Source organism: Pseudomonas sp. P4_C1 (assembly GCF_056402155.1).
In genome coordinates, this window is sequence record NZ_JBFUHY010000009.1 from 1 (window position 1) to 15915 (window position 15915).

At 61.8% G+C, this 15915-nt stretch carries 11 protein-coding genes; 5 read left to right on the top strand and 6 right to left on the bottom strand.

The genetic code is table 11. The features are described 5' to 3' along the window. Positions 1–5369: Ig-like domain-containing protein (locus tag AC1DU9_RS08405; protein ID WP_477809993.1), on the top strand; the 5369-nt coding region annotated here is incomplete at its 5' end. Between the two features lie 111 nt (positions 5370–5480). Here the strand turns inward: AC1DU9_RS08405 and lapD are convergent. From lapD to AC1DU9_RS08425, 4 genes are all read right to left on the bottom strand, one after another. Further along, positions 5481–7421 (bottom strand): cyclic di-GMP receptor LapD, encoded by a 1941-nt coding sequence (gene lapD, locus AC1DU9_RS08410; RefSeq protein ID WP_223461255.1) that lies wholly within the window; start codon positions 7419–7421, stop codon positions 5481–5483. 22 nt (positions 7422–7443) lie between these two features. Then, positions 7444–8151 carry a cysteine protease LapG gene (gene lapG, locus AC1DU9_RS08415; protein WP_457266081.1) on the bottom strand — a complete coding sequence of 236 codons (708 nt, stop codon included), beginning with the start codon at positions 8149–8151 and terminating at the stop codon, positions 7444–7446. A 98-nt stretch (positions 8152–8249) separates the two neighbouring features. Further along, the gene (locus AC1DU9_RS08420) at positions 8250–8645 is read right to left on the bottom strand and encodes a YbaN family protein (protein ID WP_223461259.1); all 396 of its coding nucleotides are present in this window, start codon (positions 8643–8645) and stop codon (positions 8250–8252) included. 10 nt (positions 8646–8655) lie between these two features. Beyond that, positions 8656–9243 carry a UPF0149 family protein gene (locus AC1DU9_RS08425; protein ID WP_007975277.1) on the bottom strand — a complete coding sequence of 196 codons (588 nt, stop codon included), beginning with the start codon at positions 9241–9243 and terminating at the stop codon, positions 8656–8658. A gap of 438 nt (positions 9244–9681) precedes the next feature. On the opposite strand from AC1DU9_RS08425, the gene recQ reads away from it, so the two are divergent. From recQ to AC1DU9_RS08445, 4 genes are all read left to right on the top strand, one after another. After that, a complete protein-coding gene (gene recQ, locus AC1DU9_RS08430) occupies positions 9682–11808 on the top strand; it encodes a DNA helicase RecQ (protein WP_223461261.1) in 2127 nt (708 codons plus the stop codon). A 119-nt stretch (positions 11809–11927) separates the two neighbouring features. Continuing rightward, positions 11928–12362, top strand: a complete 435-nt coding sequence (locus AC1DU9_RS08435; RefSeq protein ID WP_150724407.1) for a MarR family transcriptional regulator — start codon at positions 11928–11930, stop codon at positions 12360–12362. 127 nt (positions 12363–12489) lie between these two features. After that, complete coding sequence (locus tag AC1DU9_RS08440; protein ID WP_223461263.1) at positions 12490–13737, top strand: type IV pilus assembly protein FimV; 1248 nt, start codon at positions 12490–12492, stop codon at positions 13735–13737. A gap of 33 nt (positions 13738–13770) precedes the next feature. Beyond that, the gene (locus tag AC1DU9_RS08445) at positions 13771–14058 is read left to right on the top strand and encodes an Rdx family protein (protein ID WP_108218586.1); all 288 of its coding nucleotides are present in this window, start codon (positions 13771–13773) and stop codon (positions 14056–14058) included. Here AC1DU9_RS08445 and AC1DU9_RS08450 read toward each other — a convergent pair. Both AC1DU9_RS08450 and AC1DU9_RS08455 read right to left on the bottom strand, forming a co-directional pair. Next, entirely contained in the window at positions 14052–14945 is an 894-nt protein-coding gene (locus tag AC1DU9_RS08450) for a DMT family transporter (RefSeq protein ID WP_223461264.1), read from the bottom strand. The genes AC1DU9_RS08445 and AC1DU9_RS08450 overlap by 7 nt on opposite strands. A 71-nt stretch (positions 14946–15016) precedes the next feature. Beyond that, the gene (locus tag AC1DU9_RS08455; RefSeq protein WP_223461265.1) at positions 15017–15781 is read right to left on the bottom strand and encodes an AraC family transcriptional regulator; all 765 of its coding nucleotides are present in this window, start codon (positions 15779–15781) and stop codon (positions 15017–15019) included. Positions 15782–15915 lie beyond the last annotated feature (134 nt).

Consider the following 15915-nt stretch of genomic DNA (forward strand, 5'->3'; position numbering starts at 1 on the left):
ACGACGTGCAAGGCGCTGACCGGGTGACGCTCGGAGAAAATGCCGGCCCGATCACCCCCGGCACCTTCACCGGCACCTATGGCACCCTGGTGCTCAACGCCAACGGCACTTACACCTACACCCTCAACACCAGCGATGCCGACTTCAAGGCGTTGCACGGCGGCGGCGACGGCACCGAAACCTTCACCTACACCCTCACCGATGCGGACGGCGACAGCAGCACCGCCTACTTGGTGCTCAACGTCTACAACAACGACGATCCGGTGACCCTCAACGGCCTCAACGTGTATGGCGGTGAGCTGACGGTCTACGAGAAAAACCTCAGCGACGGCAGCAGCCCGGACGCACCAGCCCTGACTCAGAGCGGCACGTTTACCATCACCGCGCTGGATGGCGTCACCACCCTGACCGTCGGCGGTATCGCCGTGGTCAGCGGTGGCGTGGCCGCCGGCTTCCCGCAATCGATCACCAGCCCGCTGGGCAGCACGCTGACCATCACCGGGTTCAACTCCGCCACTGGCGTGGTCAGCTACAGCTACACCCTGGTGGACAACGAAGCGCACCCAACCGCCAACGGCGCCAACACCCTGCCTGAGCAGTTCGCCGTAACCGTGGTCGACGACAACGGCACCACCGCCACCGGCAGCCTCGACGTGAACATCGTCGACGACCTGCCCAATGGCGTGGACGACAGCAATGCTTCAACGGCCTCGGAAACCCTGCTGACCCTCAACGGCAACGTGCTGAGCAACGACGTGCAAGGCGCCGATCGGGTAGCCGTGGGTGAAAACGCAGGCCCCATCACCCCCGGCACTTTCACCGGCACCTACGGCACCCTGGTGCTCAACGCCAACGGCACTTACACCTACACCCTCAACACCAGCGATACCGACTTCAAGGCGTTGCACGGCGGCGGCGACGGCAGCGAAACCTTCACCTACACCCTCACCGATGCGGACGGCGACAGCAGCACCGCGAACCTGGTGCTCAACGTCTACAACAACGATGATCAGGTGACCCTCAACGGCCTCAACGTGTATGGCGGTGAGCTGACGGTCTACGAGAAAAACCTCAGCGACGGCAGCAGCCCCAACACGCCTGCTCTGACCCAGAGCGGCACCTTCACCGTGACCGCCCTCGACGGCGTCACCACCCTGACCGTGGGCGGCATCACTGTCGTCAGCGGTGGCGTGGCCGCCGGCTTCCCGCAATCGATCACCACGCCACTGGGCAGCACGCTGACCATCACCGGGTTCAACGCGGCGACCGGTGTCGTGAGCTACAGCTACACCCTCAACGATAACGAAGCGCACCCAACCGCCAACGGCGCCAACACCTTGCCCGAACAGTTCGCCGTGACCGTGGTCGACGACAACGGCACCACCGCCACCGGCAGCCTCGACGTGAACATCGTCGACGACCTGCCCAATGGCGTGTACGACAGCMATGCTTCAACGGCCTCGGAAACCCTGCTGACCCTCAACGGCAACGTGYTGAGCAACGACGTGCAAGGCGCYGACCGSGTGMCGCTCGGAGAAAATGCCGGCCCGATCACCCCCGGCACCTTCACCGGCACCTATGGCACCCTGGTGCTCAACGCCAACGGCACTTACACCTACACCCTCAACACCAGCGATGCCGACTTCAAGGCGTTGCACGGCGGCGGCGACGGCAGCGAAACCTTCACCTACACCCTCACCGATGCGGACGGCGACAGCAGCACCGCCAACCTGGTGCTCAACGTCTACAACAACGACGATCCGGTGACCCTCAACGGCCTCATCGTGTATGGCGGTGAGCTGACGGTCTACGAGAAAAACCTCAGCGACGGCAGCAGCCCCAACACGCCTGCCCTGACCCAGAACGGCACCTTCACCGTCACCGCGCTCGATGGCCTGCAAACCCTGACCGTCGGCGGCATCACTGTCGTCAGCGGTGGTGTGGTCGCCGGCTTCCCGCTGACGGCCGTCACGCCACTGGGCAGCACCCTGACCATCACCGGGTTCAACGCCGCCACCGGAGTGATCAGCTACAGCTACACCCTCAACGATAATGAGGGGCACCCGACTGCCAACGGCGCCAACAACCTGACCGAGAACTTCAACGTCGTCGCTACCGATACCGATGGCGACCCGGCGACCGGGCAGATCAACGTCAACATCGTCGATGACCTGCCGAGCGCCAAACCTGACTCGTCGTCGGTAGTGGAGGGCGGCACCGTCAACATCAGTGTGCTGGGCAACGACATCAGCGGTGCCGATGGTCCGGCGACGGTGGTCGGCGTGCGCGCCGGTAGCAATACCTCGACGTCGGCCATCGGCGGGTTGGGCAACCAGATCAATGGCACCTATGGCTACCTGACCCTCGATGCCAACGGCAACGCGGTGTATCACAGCAACCCGGGTTCGGTCGGCGATGCGGGGGTGACCGATACGTTCACCTATACCGTGCGCGATTCCGATGGCGATGAAAGCACCACCACCATCACCATCGACGTGACCAACAGCATTATCAAGGCCAACCCCGATAGCGACGTGACGGTCTACGAAAAAGCCCTCGACCTGAGCATGGATGGGCAGGACCTGGCCGTCGCTACGGTCACCGGCAGCGACCCGGGCAACACGGGCGAAACCGCGTCCGGCACCCTGGTCGGATCTGTCTCGGGTGGCAGCGGTGCGCTCACCTACACCCTGGTCGGCAGCGCCACCGGCACCTACGGGCAAATCCTGCTCAACCCCGACGGCACCTACACCTACACCCTCACCTCGGCGCCGAAAACCTCGCCGAATGCCAACGACGGGCCGAACAGCCTGAGTGAAAGCTTCACCTACAAGGCCACCGATGCGCTGGGCAACAGCAGCACCAGCACCATCGTGGTCAACATTGTCGATGACGTGCCCAAGGCAGTGGCAACGGATCGCTCGGTGGCGGCGGTGGAAATCGATTCCAACCTGCTGATCGTGCTCGATGTCTCCGGCAGCATGGCCGACCCTTCCGGCGTGTCGAACCTGTCACGGCTGGATCTGGCCAAGCAGGCCATCAGTGCCTTGCTGGATAAATACGACGACCTCGGCGATGTGAAAGTGCAGCTTGTCACCTTCAGCAGCAGCGCCACCGACATGACCTCGGTGTGGGTCGATGTAGCGACCGCCAAGACACTGCTGGCCGGCCTCAGCGCGAACGGCAATACCAACTACGACGCGGCCGTGCTGACCATGCAGACCGCGTTCAACACCTCGGGCAAACTGACCGGTGCGCAAAACGTCGGCTACTTCTTCTCCGACGGTAAGCCCACCACCGGTCAGGAAATCGGCGCTGCCGACGAGACCGCTCTGAAAGCCTTCCTCGATGCCAACGACATCAAGAACTACGCGATCGGCCTGGGCAGCGGCGTCAGCAACGCCAACCTCAATCCACTGGCCTATGACGGCAGCAGCCACACCGACACCAATGCGGTGGTGGTGACCGACCTAAACCAGCTCAACTCGGTGCTGTCCGGCACTGTGATCGGCGCACCGGTAACCGGTTCGCTGCTGGGCGAGGGCGGTACCTTCGGCGCCGATGGCGGCTTCATCAAAACCATCACGGTGGACGGCACCACGTACACCTACGATCCGAGCGGCAACAGCAATCAGGGCGCGCTGAGCTTCAGCGGCGGGCTCAACCACGGCACGTTCAACACCGTGGACAACACGTTGAGCATTGCCACCAGCAACAGCGGTACCTTGCAGATCAATCTCGATACCGGTGAATACGCCTACATTTCGCAGAAAACCACATCGGTGTTGATCACCGAAAACATCGCCTTCACCGCCAGCGACAACGACGGCGACCTGGCCAGCGCCACCCTGACGGTCAAGGTCATACCGAACGCACCGCCAGTGGCCGCCGATGATAACGTCATCACCAACGTGCTCTCGGGCACTGTCGTGGTGCCGGGCGAACTGTTGCTGGCCAACGACACTGACCCCAATGGGGATCAACTCTCGGCGACACCGACCTCCTTCAACACCGGCTGGATAGCCAAGGGCGCGGACTTCACCGGCACCGGCGCGATCAACTTCACCGGCACCAACAACAACCCTGCCAACCAGAGTCTGGCAGACGTGCGCAATGCCTTTGCGGCCAACACGGCGACCATGACGGCGCTGCTGGTGGTCAGTGGCTATCTCGACAAAGCGAACAGCTCCAATGGCAACAATGAAGACCTCATCACGGTCAAGCTGAAACAAGGTGAGACGCTCAACCTCGATCACAACCTGGACCCCGGGCACGTCACGATGGAGTATTCGCTCAACGGCGGGGCGTTCGTCAGCATCGCCGATGGCGGTACCATCACCGCAAGCGCGGATGGCACTTACCAGATCCACATGACCAACATCACCGACCCCGGTAACGGCAATACGAATGCGGCGGAAAACTATCAGCTAACCATGACCGTCAACTACGCCGGGGCACACGACGTCACCCCGGACTACCACGACACCTACACCGCCAACGACAACCATGGCGGCAGCGACTCGGCCAACCTGACCATCAGCTATCAGGACGGCCACACCCTCACCGGCACTAGCGGGGATGACGTACTGGTGGCAGGCACGGGTAACAACATCATCAATGCCGGCGACGGCAACGATGTGCTCACTGCCGGCTCCGGCAACAACGAGCTGCACGGCGGCACCGGCAATGATTTGCTCTTCAGCGGCCCAGGCAATGACATACTCGATGGCGGTACGGGCATCGACACGGCCAGTTACGCCCACGCCACCGCCGGAGTGACGGTCGACCTCAGCCTGCCCGGTGGGCAAAACACCCTGGGCGCGGGCTCGGACACCCTGACCGGTATCGAAAACCTCACAGGTTCGAACTTCAACGACACCCTGACCGGTGACAACAACAGCAACGTGATCAACGGCGGCCTGGGCAACGACATGCTCAACGGCGGAGGCGGCGATGACTGGCTGATCGGCGGCCTGGGCAACAACACCCTGACCGGCGGAGCCGGGGTCGACACCTTCCAGTGGCTCAAGGGCAACAGCAGCCATGACTTGATCACCGACTTCACCCCCGGCACCGACAAGCTCGACCTGTCGCAGCTGCTGCAAGGGGAGAGCGGCACCACGGCTTCACTGGATGACTACCTGCACTTCACCGTCACCGGCAGCGGGCCGTCGACGGTGACCAGCATCGACGTCAGCGCCATGGCCGGCGCCGCGCCGAACCAGACCATCGACCTGGCTGGCGTCAACCTCGCCAGTCATTATGGTGTAACGCCGGGGGTGGGCGGGGTGATCGCGGGCGGGCATGACACGGCGACCATCATCAACGGCATGCTCAACGATCATTCGTTGAAGGTGGATACCGTGTGAACTGAAAGCCCACTAAAAACCCGCCATCCCTGTGAAGGGGGCGGGTTTTTTGTTGTCCGGGTCAAAGGCCGATGTCCTATCGGTGGCTACAGAACCTCGACGTACCTATCATCACATCGGCTCTGGCGCCCCGATCAACCGCCCCATGGCCCCGAATACACCCAACTCCCTGATTGCTTCCAGTTCCCCGCGTGTCTCGACCATCTCGGCAATCAGCGGCAAATCAATGCTGTGGGTCGCGCGAAAGATCGCTTCGATGAACATCCGCTTGTCTGTCTGCTCGTCGATGTTACGAATGTAGGCCCCATCTATTTTCAGGTACGCCAACCCCAATTGGGTCAGGTTGCCGATCTGACTGAAGCGCCCACCGAAGTGTTGCACGCCGATGCGATAACCGGTCTTGAGCAGGCTGCTGCTCAAGCGTTGTAGTGCTTCGGGTGACGGCAATTGGCGCTCGTCGATTTCCAGGGTCAGCAGTGGTGCCAGATCCGGGAGGGAGTCGAGCAGGTCGAGGATCGTCTGCCACTGCACTGGATCGCCCAGGGTGCGATCGGACAGGCTCAGTGCCAAAGGCCTGCGGTTGACTACCAGGTCGTCCAGCGCGGCCTCGAGCATCACCAGGTCAAACCGTGCCGACCAGCCGAGACGCTCGATCCACGGCAGGAAATGCCCGGCGGCAATCGCCTCGCCCTGTGGGTCGAGCAGGCGTGCGAGCACTTTGTGATGCAGCACCTGGCGGGTGTCGGCGCATTGCACGACGGGCTGGAAGTACAGCTGCATTTTGCCTTCGGTCAAGGCATCGTCGATCCAGGTGCGCCAGTCATGCTGGGAGTGATTCGGCGCGGTGTCACGATGGCTCAAATGCACCCAGGGTCGCTCGGGATGCTGCCGGGACTCGGTCAGTGCCTGGTCAAGGCGCAGGAGTACAGTGCTGATCGGCTCCCCGGGGCGATAGGCGACAACGCCCAGATGGGCGACGGGCATGCAGTCGCTGGCTCCGGTCAGGCGCAGGTTTTCCAGGCTGACACTGACATCGGAGGCCAGACGCGCTGCACTTTGGGCGTCCAGACCCGGCGTCAGCAGACTGAATTCGCCGCCACGATTGCGTGCCGCCAGCCAGGTGCGACGCTCCGGCAATTGAGTCAGGCGCTTGAACAATTCGCCCACGGCACTGATCAGCGTGTCAGTTCGTTGGCCACCCAGTCGCTGGTTGAGCCCGTTCAGGTCGTTGATCCGCAGCATCAGCAAATGGCCATCGCGGCTCTGTTCGCACACGCGTAAATGGTCGGCCAGTTGCTCGTCGAGCAGGCGCCGGTTGGCCAGGCCGGTGAGGCTGTCCAGATAGGATTCGGCCCGCAGTTTTTCGCTGCGTGCGGCTTCTTCGGCGAACAGCGCCTTGAGCTTCTCGACCATCTGGTTCATCGCCAGCACCACCCGTTTCAGTTCCGGTGTGCGCGGCAGTTTTGGCAGGCTGAGAAACTCGCGTTTGCTGATGGCTTCAGCTTGTCGGACCATGCTGTCGAGTGGACGAAATTGCCTACGCAGCATCCATCCTCCAATCACCGCACTGAACAGCCCGCACAACAACAACCAGATCAGGCTGCCGAGAGTGCTGTCCCAGAGCTTGGCCAGGGCAAATTGCGGATTGCTCAGCACTTCGACCCGTGCCAGTTGTTCCCAGCCGCGCATGATCAAGGCATCRCCACCTTCCGGGCGCAGGTCGACCAGGTTGACGAACCAGTCAGGCGCACCGTCGATTTTCGTCGGTGCGCTGCGCTCCGCCAGGGTTTGCTGATCCTTGAGCCTGATGACGCGGATGCTGCTGAAGTAGCCACTGTCGAAAATCGAGCTGACCATCAGCTCCATCATGGCCGGGTCATCGACCTGTGCGGTCAGTGACAGCCCCAGCGCGGTGGCTGCGTCCTGGGCGTGGGCGCGCAGCTGACTGAGGGTTTGCTCGCGGGAGCTTTCCAGGCTGGCAAAAAAACTACCGCTGAACGCCACCAACAGGAACAGGCAGATGGCCAGGAACAGCTGTTTACGCAGTGTCATACATCGCTCCTTGCCATGGCGGTCAGCCGTCCCCTATGTCGAAGCCTTCGGCCTGCATCTTTTTCAACACGTCCTGCCAGCGCGACAGCTTTTTCGGGTCGTTGCTGCGCTGGCCGCCGTTTTTGCCCGGCAGGTACAGGCCTTCGGCATTGAAGGCGTACACCGGTAGCAGGTCTTTGCGTTGGGACGCGGGGCGGATATCGCCGATCAGGTTGTCCAGTACCAGCGGGTCGGTCGTGGGGGTGCTGTAGAACGTCAGCACCATATGCGCCTGGTTCTGACTCAGGGCCTTGACGTAGGTGATGCGCAGTTTTTCGCTGGGAATGCCGAGTCGGCGCAGGCTGAAGTATTTCGCCAGGGCATAGTCTTCGCAGTCGGCGGCGCCCTTGATCAGGGCTTCGACGGGGGTGGCCCAATAATCGGTCTGTTGCCAGATGCGCGTGTCGTCCTGAAAGTTCAGCTGTTGATTGAAGAAACGGTTCACCGCGTTGAGTTGCTCAGGTTCAGGCGCGCCGCGTGTGCTCTGCAGCATTTGACTCCACGCTTCGATCCGGCCTCGCGCCGGTCCCGGCGAGCCGTAGCGTTGTTCAATGGTTTGCAGAATCTGTGAAAAATCCCGGTCGGCACGGACCCCGTTGAATGCAGTCAGTAGCAAACCGGCCAGCAGCATCCAGCCGCCGAGCCGAAGTCGGAGCGCTGGCCATCCTGGACTACGCAGACTGCGGGCCATGTCTGGCTGCTCGAGTGTGGATGGGTGAAGTTTAGGTGGAGTTTTTGCGGGGGGAGGGCAGGTCGTCGGCCGACAGGCGCTCACCGAGCTTTTTGTGGTCAGGATTTGCGCAGGGTTTTCTGATTGAGGATGTAGAAGGTCACCAGCACCGCACTGGTCAGCATGAACCCCTGTGCCCAGGGACGCGGCACCAGATAGCAGGAGAACAGGATGCTCGCCCACATCAGGCCGATGGCGTAGGCCTTGCCCTTGAGCGGAATGCCATTGCCGTTGAGGTAGTCGCGAATCCATGGCCCCAGCCGGGGATGCTCAACCAGCCACTGATAGAAGCGCGGGGAACTGCGGGCAAAGCAGGCCGCCGCCAGCAGCAGAAAAGGGGTGGTGGGCAATACCGGCAGGAAAATCCCGATCACCCCCAGCGCTACGCTCAGCCAGCCGATGGCCAGCAGCACGTAGCGCAACATCAGGGGGCGGTTGCCTATGGGGTTGTCCATAGGCAGAACCTTAGTGGTGACGTGGCTTGAGAATCGCCGGTTTTTCGTCTGGCGCGTTGCACAGCAGGTACAGCGCGGTCAGGGCTTCCGGGATCTGCACGATCATGTCGTCCATCAGGTTGGCATCGGCGGCAATGTCGGAGAACTCCGGTTGCTCGTCGAACAGGCCCGAACCGACCATGATCGGCAGCAGCATTTCGCTGACTTCGTCTTCGGCGGTTTCGAACCAGGCTTCTTCACGCAGGAACACGCCTTCCATGAAACCGATGCACCAGCCGCGCAGTTCGGAATCATCCGGATCGTCGCCCAGGTCAAGGTCGCACGGCAGCTCGAACTCTTCGTCGGAGGCCAGTTGGCGGGCGATGTGGGCCTTGAGGCCGATCAGCGTGGCTTCGATCTCTTCGCGCTGGGCTTCGCCGCTGTAGTGCGGCTCTTCGGCGAAGAGGGCGTCGATCCATTCACGGTCGGGAACCACTTCGGAGCAGATCGACAGCGCGGTGAGGTAGCCGTGGGCGGCCACGTAGTCCAGCGCCTCGTCATGCAGTTCATCAGCGTCGAGGAAGACTTGCAGGCGGGTTAGTTGCTCAGCGAAGGACATTAAAGGACTACCTTGGGGAATGTTCGATGCGGGAATTCTAGGCCTTCTTGAGCACTTGGGCCAGCCGCACGGCATATTTGCCCGTTTGTGGGCGCTGCCCCCCATACAGTTCGGTCAAGCGGTATCTCTGTGGGAGCGAGCTTGCTCGCGATGGCGGTGGTTCAGGCGAAATCAATGTTGACTGTGATGGCCTCATCGCGAGCAAGCTCGCTCCCACAGGTTTCCCACAGTTTTTTTGCAAATCAGGTTAGCCGGTGTCTTATCAGCGGCACCCTTTGCCGGACGGGGCTCGGGTATACTCGCGCGTTTTGTGATGCCCTGCTGGCGTCACGGCTGAGATGTGAAGCGTCATGCAATGCGCACTTACGATTTGTCGGTGCAGCATCGCGGGTTCTGAACCAGCCTTGCAGGGATGTTTCGGTGATTTTTGGAGTTTCTATGCTCGAACAGGCTCAACGCGTCCTCAAGGACATCTTCGGCTACGACAGTTTCCGTGGCCGCCAGGGTGCAATCATTGAGCGTGTGGCCAGTGGTGGCGATGCCCTGGTCCTGATGCCTACCGGTGGCGGCAAGTCCTTGTGTTTCCAGGTCCCGGCGCTGTTGCGCGAAGGCCTGGCGGTGGTGGTCTCGCCGCTGATCGCACTGATGGACGACCAGGTCGCCACCCTCGAAGAGCTGGGGGTGGCCGCCGCCGCGTTGAACTCCACCCTCAGCGCCGAGCAGCAGCGCGACCTCGCCGCCCGTATCCGCCGCGGTGAAGTGAAAATGCTCTATCTGGCACCGGAACGACTGGTCCAGCCGCGCATGCTGTCATTTCTGCAGGGGCTGGACATCGCCTTGTTCGCCATCGACGAAGCACACTGCGTGTCGCAATGGGGCCACGATTTCCGTCCGGAATACCTGCAACTGGGCCAGTTGGCGGAAATGTTCCCCGATGTACCGCGCATCGCCCTGACCGCCACGGCCGACAAGCGCACCCGGGAAGAAATCGTCACCCGTTTGCACCTGCAAGACGCCGAGCGCTTCCTGTCGAGCTTCGACCGGCCGAACATTTTTTATCGCATCGTGCCCAAGGAGCAGCCGCGCAAGCAGTTGCTGGCGTTCCTCGCCGAGCGCCGTAGCGATGCCGGCATCGTGTATTGCCTGTCGCGCAAGAAAGTCGAGGAAGTCGCCGCGTTCCTCAGCGAACAAGGCTTTCCGGCGCTGCCGTACCACGCTGGTCTGCCCAACGATATGCGGGCCTACCATCAGAAACGCTTCCTCAATGAGGAAGGCCTGATCATGGTTGCGACGGTGGCGTTCGGCATGGGCATCGACAAGCCCAACGTGCGTTTTGTCGCCCACCTCGATCTACCGAAATCCCTTGAAGCCTACTATCAGGAAACCGGTCGTGGCGGCCGTGACGGTCTGCCGGCGGATGCCTGGATGGCCTACGGCCTGCAAGACGTGGTGATGCTCAAGCAGATGCTGCAGAACTCCGAAGGCGACGAGCGCCACAAGCGCCTGGAGCAGCACAAGCTAGACGCCATGCTCTCGCTGTGCGAAGAAACCCGCTGCCGTCGGCAAACGCTGCTGGCCTACTTCGACGAAGACATGCCCGAGCCTTGCGGCCATTGCGACAACTGCGTCGACGGCGTGCAGACCTGGGATGCCACCGAGCCTGCGCGTCAGGCGCTGTCGGCGATCTACCGCACCGGTCAGCGCTACGGGGTCGGGCACCTGGTGGATGTACTGCTCGGCAAGGACAACGAAAAGGTCCGCAATTTCGGTCATCAGCATCTGTCGGTGTTTGGAGTCGGCAAGGCGAGGGCCGAAGGCGAGTGGCGCTCCCTGTTCCGCCAATTGGTGGCTCGCGGGCTGGCCGATGTCGACCATGAGGGCTATGGCGGACTGCGCCTGAGCGACAGTTGCCGGCCGTTGCTCAAGGGCGAAGTGACCCTGGAGCTGCGCCGCGACCTCAAGGCGCAAACCGTGGCGAAAAGCAGCAAGAGCCAGGCGAGCCAGCTGGTCCGTGGCGAGGAGCGCGAACAATGGGAAGCCTTGCGCGCCCTGCGACGCAAGCTCGCCGAAGAACATGGCGTACCGCCGTACGTCATCTTTCCCGACTCGACCCTGCTGGAGATGCTGCGCAGCCAGCCGACTTCTCTGGCGGAAATGGCCCGGGTCAGCGGCGTCGGCGCGCGCAAGCTGGAGCGCTACGGCGAGGCCTTCCTCGAGGTGCTCGGCGGCCAGGTCGAGGCGCCGAAAGCGGTGGCCGACGTGCGTCACGAACTGATCACTCTGGCGCGGGCCGGGATGACGCCGGTGCAGATCGCCGGTCAGTTGCAGTGCTCGGAAAAGAACGTCTACACCATGCTGGCCGAAGCGATTGGCAAGCAGCAGTTGTCGTTGGAACAGGCACTGGATCTGCCTGAAGACCTGATGGGTGAAGTGCAGGACGCCTTTCTCGACGGCGAAGGCGAATTGCCGGCGGTTTCCGAAATCGCCGCATTGTTCGCGGGCAGGGTACCGGAAGGGGTTTTGTACTGCGTTCGTGCTGCCTTGCAGTCGGAGTTCGAGATTTGAGACATCTGTAGCGCTGATGTAACGATTCAGTACAGATCAAGCCTTGCCTCAAGTCGAGGCTCATGCTTAGCTGACTAATAATTAGTTTTTATTTATTTCAGTCTAATCTTGAGTGTTTTATGCCGTTAACCGATCAACACCGCTTTGGCATGCAATTGGCCCAGATGTCCCGCGGCTGGCGTGCCGAACTGGACCGCCGTCTGGCGGGCATGGGCTTGTCCCAGGCGCGCTGGCTGGTGCTGCTGCACCTGGCACGTTTCGATGAAGCACCGACCCAGCGAGAACTGGCACAAAGCGTCGGCGTCGAAGGCCCGACCCTGGCCCGTTTACTCGACAGCCTGGAAAGCCAGGGCCTGGTGCAACGCCAGGCCGTGCTGGAAGACCGTCGGGCAAAGAAAATCGTGCTCTGCGCGCCGGCGCGTCCCCTGATCGAACAAATTGAAACCATTGCCACGCAACTGCGTCACGAACTGTTCGAAGGCGTCGATGAAGCGGACTTGAAGGTGTGCATGCGGGTTCACGGGCACATCCTGGGCAACCTTGAAAAGTCTTGAGGCATAACCGAACGCCAGGTTTTTGAGAGACCGCATTGGGCAAACTATAAGAACTACTCGGCGATATCGTGTTCGTAACGGATGTACGAATGCGTACGGGTAGTTTCTGTAGATCTCAAGGATGCTCATGCTCAAGTGTTGGCGATTGGTTTTACGCGGTGGTTCTCAGTGGTTACTGGCCGGGGCCGCTGTCACTTATTCGGCATGGGCGCCTGCGCTGGGCCTGGGTGAAATCACCCTGCATTCGGCGCTGAATCAACCGCTGCGTGCCGATATCGCACTGGTGGATGCGGCTGGCCTTGAGGAGAACGAACTGTCGGTGAGCCTGGCAACGGCAGACGAGTTCAGCCGTGCCGGGGTCGACCGGGTATTTTTCCTCGATAACCTGAAGTTCACTCCGGTCCTGCGTGGTAATCGCAGCGTTATCCAGGTGACCTCCAGCAAGCCGGTCAGTGAACCCTTCCTGAATTTTCTCGTGCAGATCAATCAGCCTAATGGGCGATTGCTGCGTGAGTACACGGTGCTGATCGATCCTCCGGGTGCGCCAGGCGTTGTTCCCGCCGCCGATGAACCGGTTTTCCGGTCCCCGACGTCCGCATTCCCCCGTGTCCAACCGGACATGGCGCCGTCACCCGTGACAAAGACGACGCCAGAACCGGACGTCGCCGTGGTTGATCCCGCTGTCGAACAACTGGCCGCCAGCACCCTGCAAAACCACTCGCTGCAAACCACTGTCGATGAGCTCAATGCGAAGCTTCAAAGCCAGGATGAGCTGATCGCCGACCAGAAAAAACAGTTGGCTGAACTGCACACCCAACTGGCGGAGCTCAAGAAGGTAAAGACGCAACCCGTTGCTTCCGATGCGGTGACGCCACCCCCCGCCATTGCTGAAAACCCCGGGATTGGCTGGCTGCCGATTGCCGGCGTGTCAGCGCTGATGGCGTTGCTGTCGCTGGGCTGGTTTTTTCGCCGCTGGCAGCATCGAGACACAGTGTCAGAGGCTGTGCCGTCGCAGCATGAACCGCTGGCTGAGCTCTTTACCGAGCCAGTGATGTGGCCCCCCGTCATGCAACCGGCCGCAGTGCATCGCGGCGGGGTGCCGGCCAACGATGAGCTTGAACGGGTCGATAGCCGTCATTCCATCCCGGTCGCTGCTGCGGTGGCAGTGGTTGCGGATTTGGCGATGTCTGGCGAATCCGTCGCTGACGATGAGTACCGGCTCAACCTGGAGGAGTTGTCCATGGTGTCGAGTTGGGACGTGATCAGCCCAAACGAGAACCAGCAGTCGGCTGCTCTGGCCATGATCGAGCCTGCGTTCGAATTGGAGGCGCAACCCGCTTCGCCGTCCCGGCAGCCTCCGGTCGGGCTATCATAGCGGCGTCGTCAAACTCTGGAGTTACGCCCCATCATGACCGTCAGCAAACCGGAAATTGTCATCACCTATTGCACGCAATGCCAGTGGCTGTTGCGTGCGGCCTGGCTGGCCCAGGAACTGCTCAGCACCTTTGGTGATGACCTGGGCAAAGTCTCCCTGGTGCCAGGCACTGGCGGGGTCTTTCATATTTACTGTGACGCCGTGCAGATCTGGGAACGCAAGGCGGACGGTGGCTTTCCTGAGGCCAAAGTGCTCAAGCAGCGGGTCCGTGATCAGATCGACCCGGACCGCGACCTGGGGCACAACGACCGCACTCAGTGAGACGCGGCCTCGGCTGTAACGGCTTTCTTGCTTGTGCCAGTCGAGAACCTGCTGGACACCACAATCGCCACAATGATCAGCGCGCCCCCCAGCAACATGCGCAGGGTGGGGTTTTCGTTGAACAGTAGCCACGCGACGGTGATGCCGTAGACCGGCTCCAGGGCGAACACCACGGCGGCGGTGCGTGCCTTGATCACCGCGAGGCTGGCGACGAACAGGCTGTGGGCGACACCGGTACAGAACACACCGAGCAGGCCGATCCACAGCCAGTCGATGGCACGCACTTCGCTCAATTGAGGCGCCGCCACCGGCAGCAGGCACAGGGCAACCACCACGTTCTGGCACAGCGCTGCCTGCACGGGCGGGACGCGCCCGGAGCTGGCACGGTTGGTCAGCGACAACAGGGCGAACAACAACCCGGAACCCACGGCCCACAGCAGACCTGTGGTGGCGCCGCTGGCCAGGTCAAAATCAGGTGTGACCAGCACCAGCCCGATACTCACCAGCAGCACCAGCACGATCTCATTGGCGCGAATGCGCTCGCGGAAGATCAGCCCTTCGAGGATCACGGTAAAGGCCGGGAAACTGGCGAAGCCAAGCGTCGCAATCGCCACGCCTGCTACTTTCACCGCAATGAAGAAACTCACCCAGTGCCCGGCCAGCAACAAGCCGCTGAGCAGCAGTCGACGCCAGTCCACGGCCTCGAGTTTCTGCCAGCGCGTCTGGCTGGCGAACCGTGCAAAAAACGCCAGCGCGAGCACGGCAAAAGCGGCGCGGCCGAAAACGATGATCGCCGGTGACGCGGCGGCCAGTTTGCCGAACACGCCGGTCAGACCGAACATCAATGCGCCGATATGCAAGGCGCCAAGGGCGGTACGGGGAGTCATTGCAATCCTTGACGACAAATGAACAGAGGCATCATTGAAGCGCGTAATCGCCCATCAAGTCTGTCGGCAAACTAGCGATTTTTGTCGCCAGCCTCGCGCCGCAGTTTCCCGGGCGATGCCCCGAACTCGCGCAACACCGTCGCCGCAAAGGCACTCTGGGAGCTATAGCCGACGCGGCTGGCAATCTCGCCGATGGGCAGCGCCGAGTTGCGCAGCAAGCCCACCGCGATGTGCAGGCGTCGGCTGCGGATGTAGTCCATCGGCGTCTGCCCGCATTCGGCGACGAATCGAGCATGCAATCGGGCACTGGAAAGGCCAGCCACCCGGGCCAGATCGGCCACTTGCAGTGGGTACGCCGCGTACTGATCGATGTGTGCATTCAGCGCGGCATAGGGCAGGCGCCGGCCGCCGACGGCCTCGGGCCTGGCGTTATTGAGACTGGCCAGTAGCAGCACCGCGCCTTGTTGTGCAATCAGCGGATCATCGACCGGACTGTTCGCCAGCCAACTGACCAATTGGCTTTGCCCGGCATCCAGTGACAGGCGGCCGGCGTTGTCGAGCAAGCGCCGGCTGGACTCGGCGTGATCGCCCAACGACTGGGCAACCCATTGTTCGCCGGGCACATCCAGCACCAGGCAGCGGCTGCCATTGGGGCTGCCGCACGCATGATGAGCGCCTGACGGTATCACCACGAAACTCTGCTGCACCACCTGACTGCCACGGCCGTCAACCTCGAAATCCAGGGCGCCCGAAAGCCCGAACACCAATTGCGCGTGGTCGTGGCTGTGGACGATCAGGTCGTGGCTGTATTGGCGGAGCGTGAGGATCGGTCTCATCGCGGGTCTCCCGTATCAGGCCGCCAGTCTACACCCGGGCAGGCTGATAAGCGCTGTCACACGACTGACTTGGTGCTGTCATGGACCATTAACTCGACCAGCGCAAACTTTACAAAACATGTCCAGAGGGTTGC

Coding starts and splice junctions, on each gene's coding strand:
- AC1DU9_RS08445 (WP_108218586.1), top strand. CDS start 13,771: ATGACCGTCAGCAAACCGGAAATTGTCATCACCTATTGCACGCAATGC.
- AC1DU9_RS08435 (WP_150724407.1), top strand. CDS start 11,928: ATGCCGTTAACCGATCAACACCGCTTTGGCATGCAATTGGCCCAGATG.
- AC1DU9_RS08450 (WP_223461264.1), bottom strand. CDS start 14,945: ATGACTCCCCGTACCGCCCTTGGCGCCTTGCATATCGGCGCATTGATG.
- AC1DU9_RS08440 (WP_223461263.1), top strand. CDS start 12,490: ATGCTCAAGTGTTGGCGATTGGTTTTACGCGGTGGTTCTCAGTGGTTA.
- AC1DU9_RS08425 (WP_007975277.1), bottom strand. CDS start 9,243: ATGTCCTTCGCTGAGCAACTAACCCGCCTGCAAGTCTTCCTCGACGCT.
- recQ (WP_223461261.1), top strand. CDS start 9,682: ATGCTCGAACAGGCTCAACGCGTCCTCAAGGACATCTTCGGCTACGAC.
- AC1DU9_RS08455 (WP_223461265.1), bottom strand. CDS start 15,781: ATGAGACCGATCCTCACGCTCCGCCAATACAGCCACGACCTGATCGTC.
- AC1DU9_RS08420 (WP_223461259.1), bottom strand. CDS start 8,645: ATGGACAACCCCATAGGCAACCGCCCCCTGATGTTGCGCTACGTGCTG.
- lapG (WP_457266081.1), bottom strand. CDS start 8,151: ATGGCCCGCAGTCTGCGTAGTCCAGGATGGCCAGCGCTCCGACTTCGG.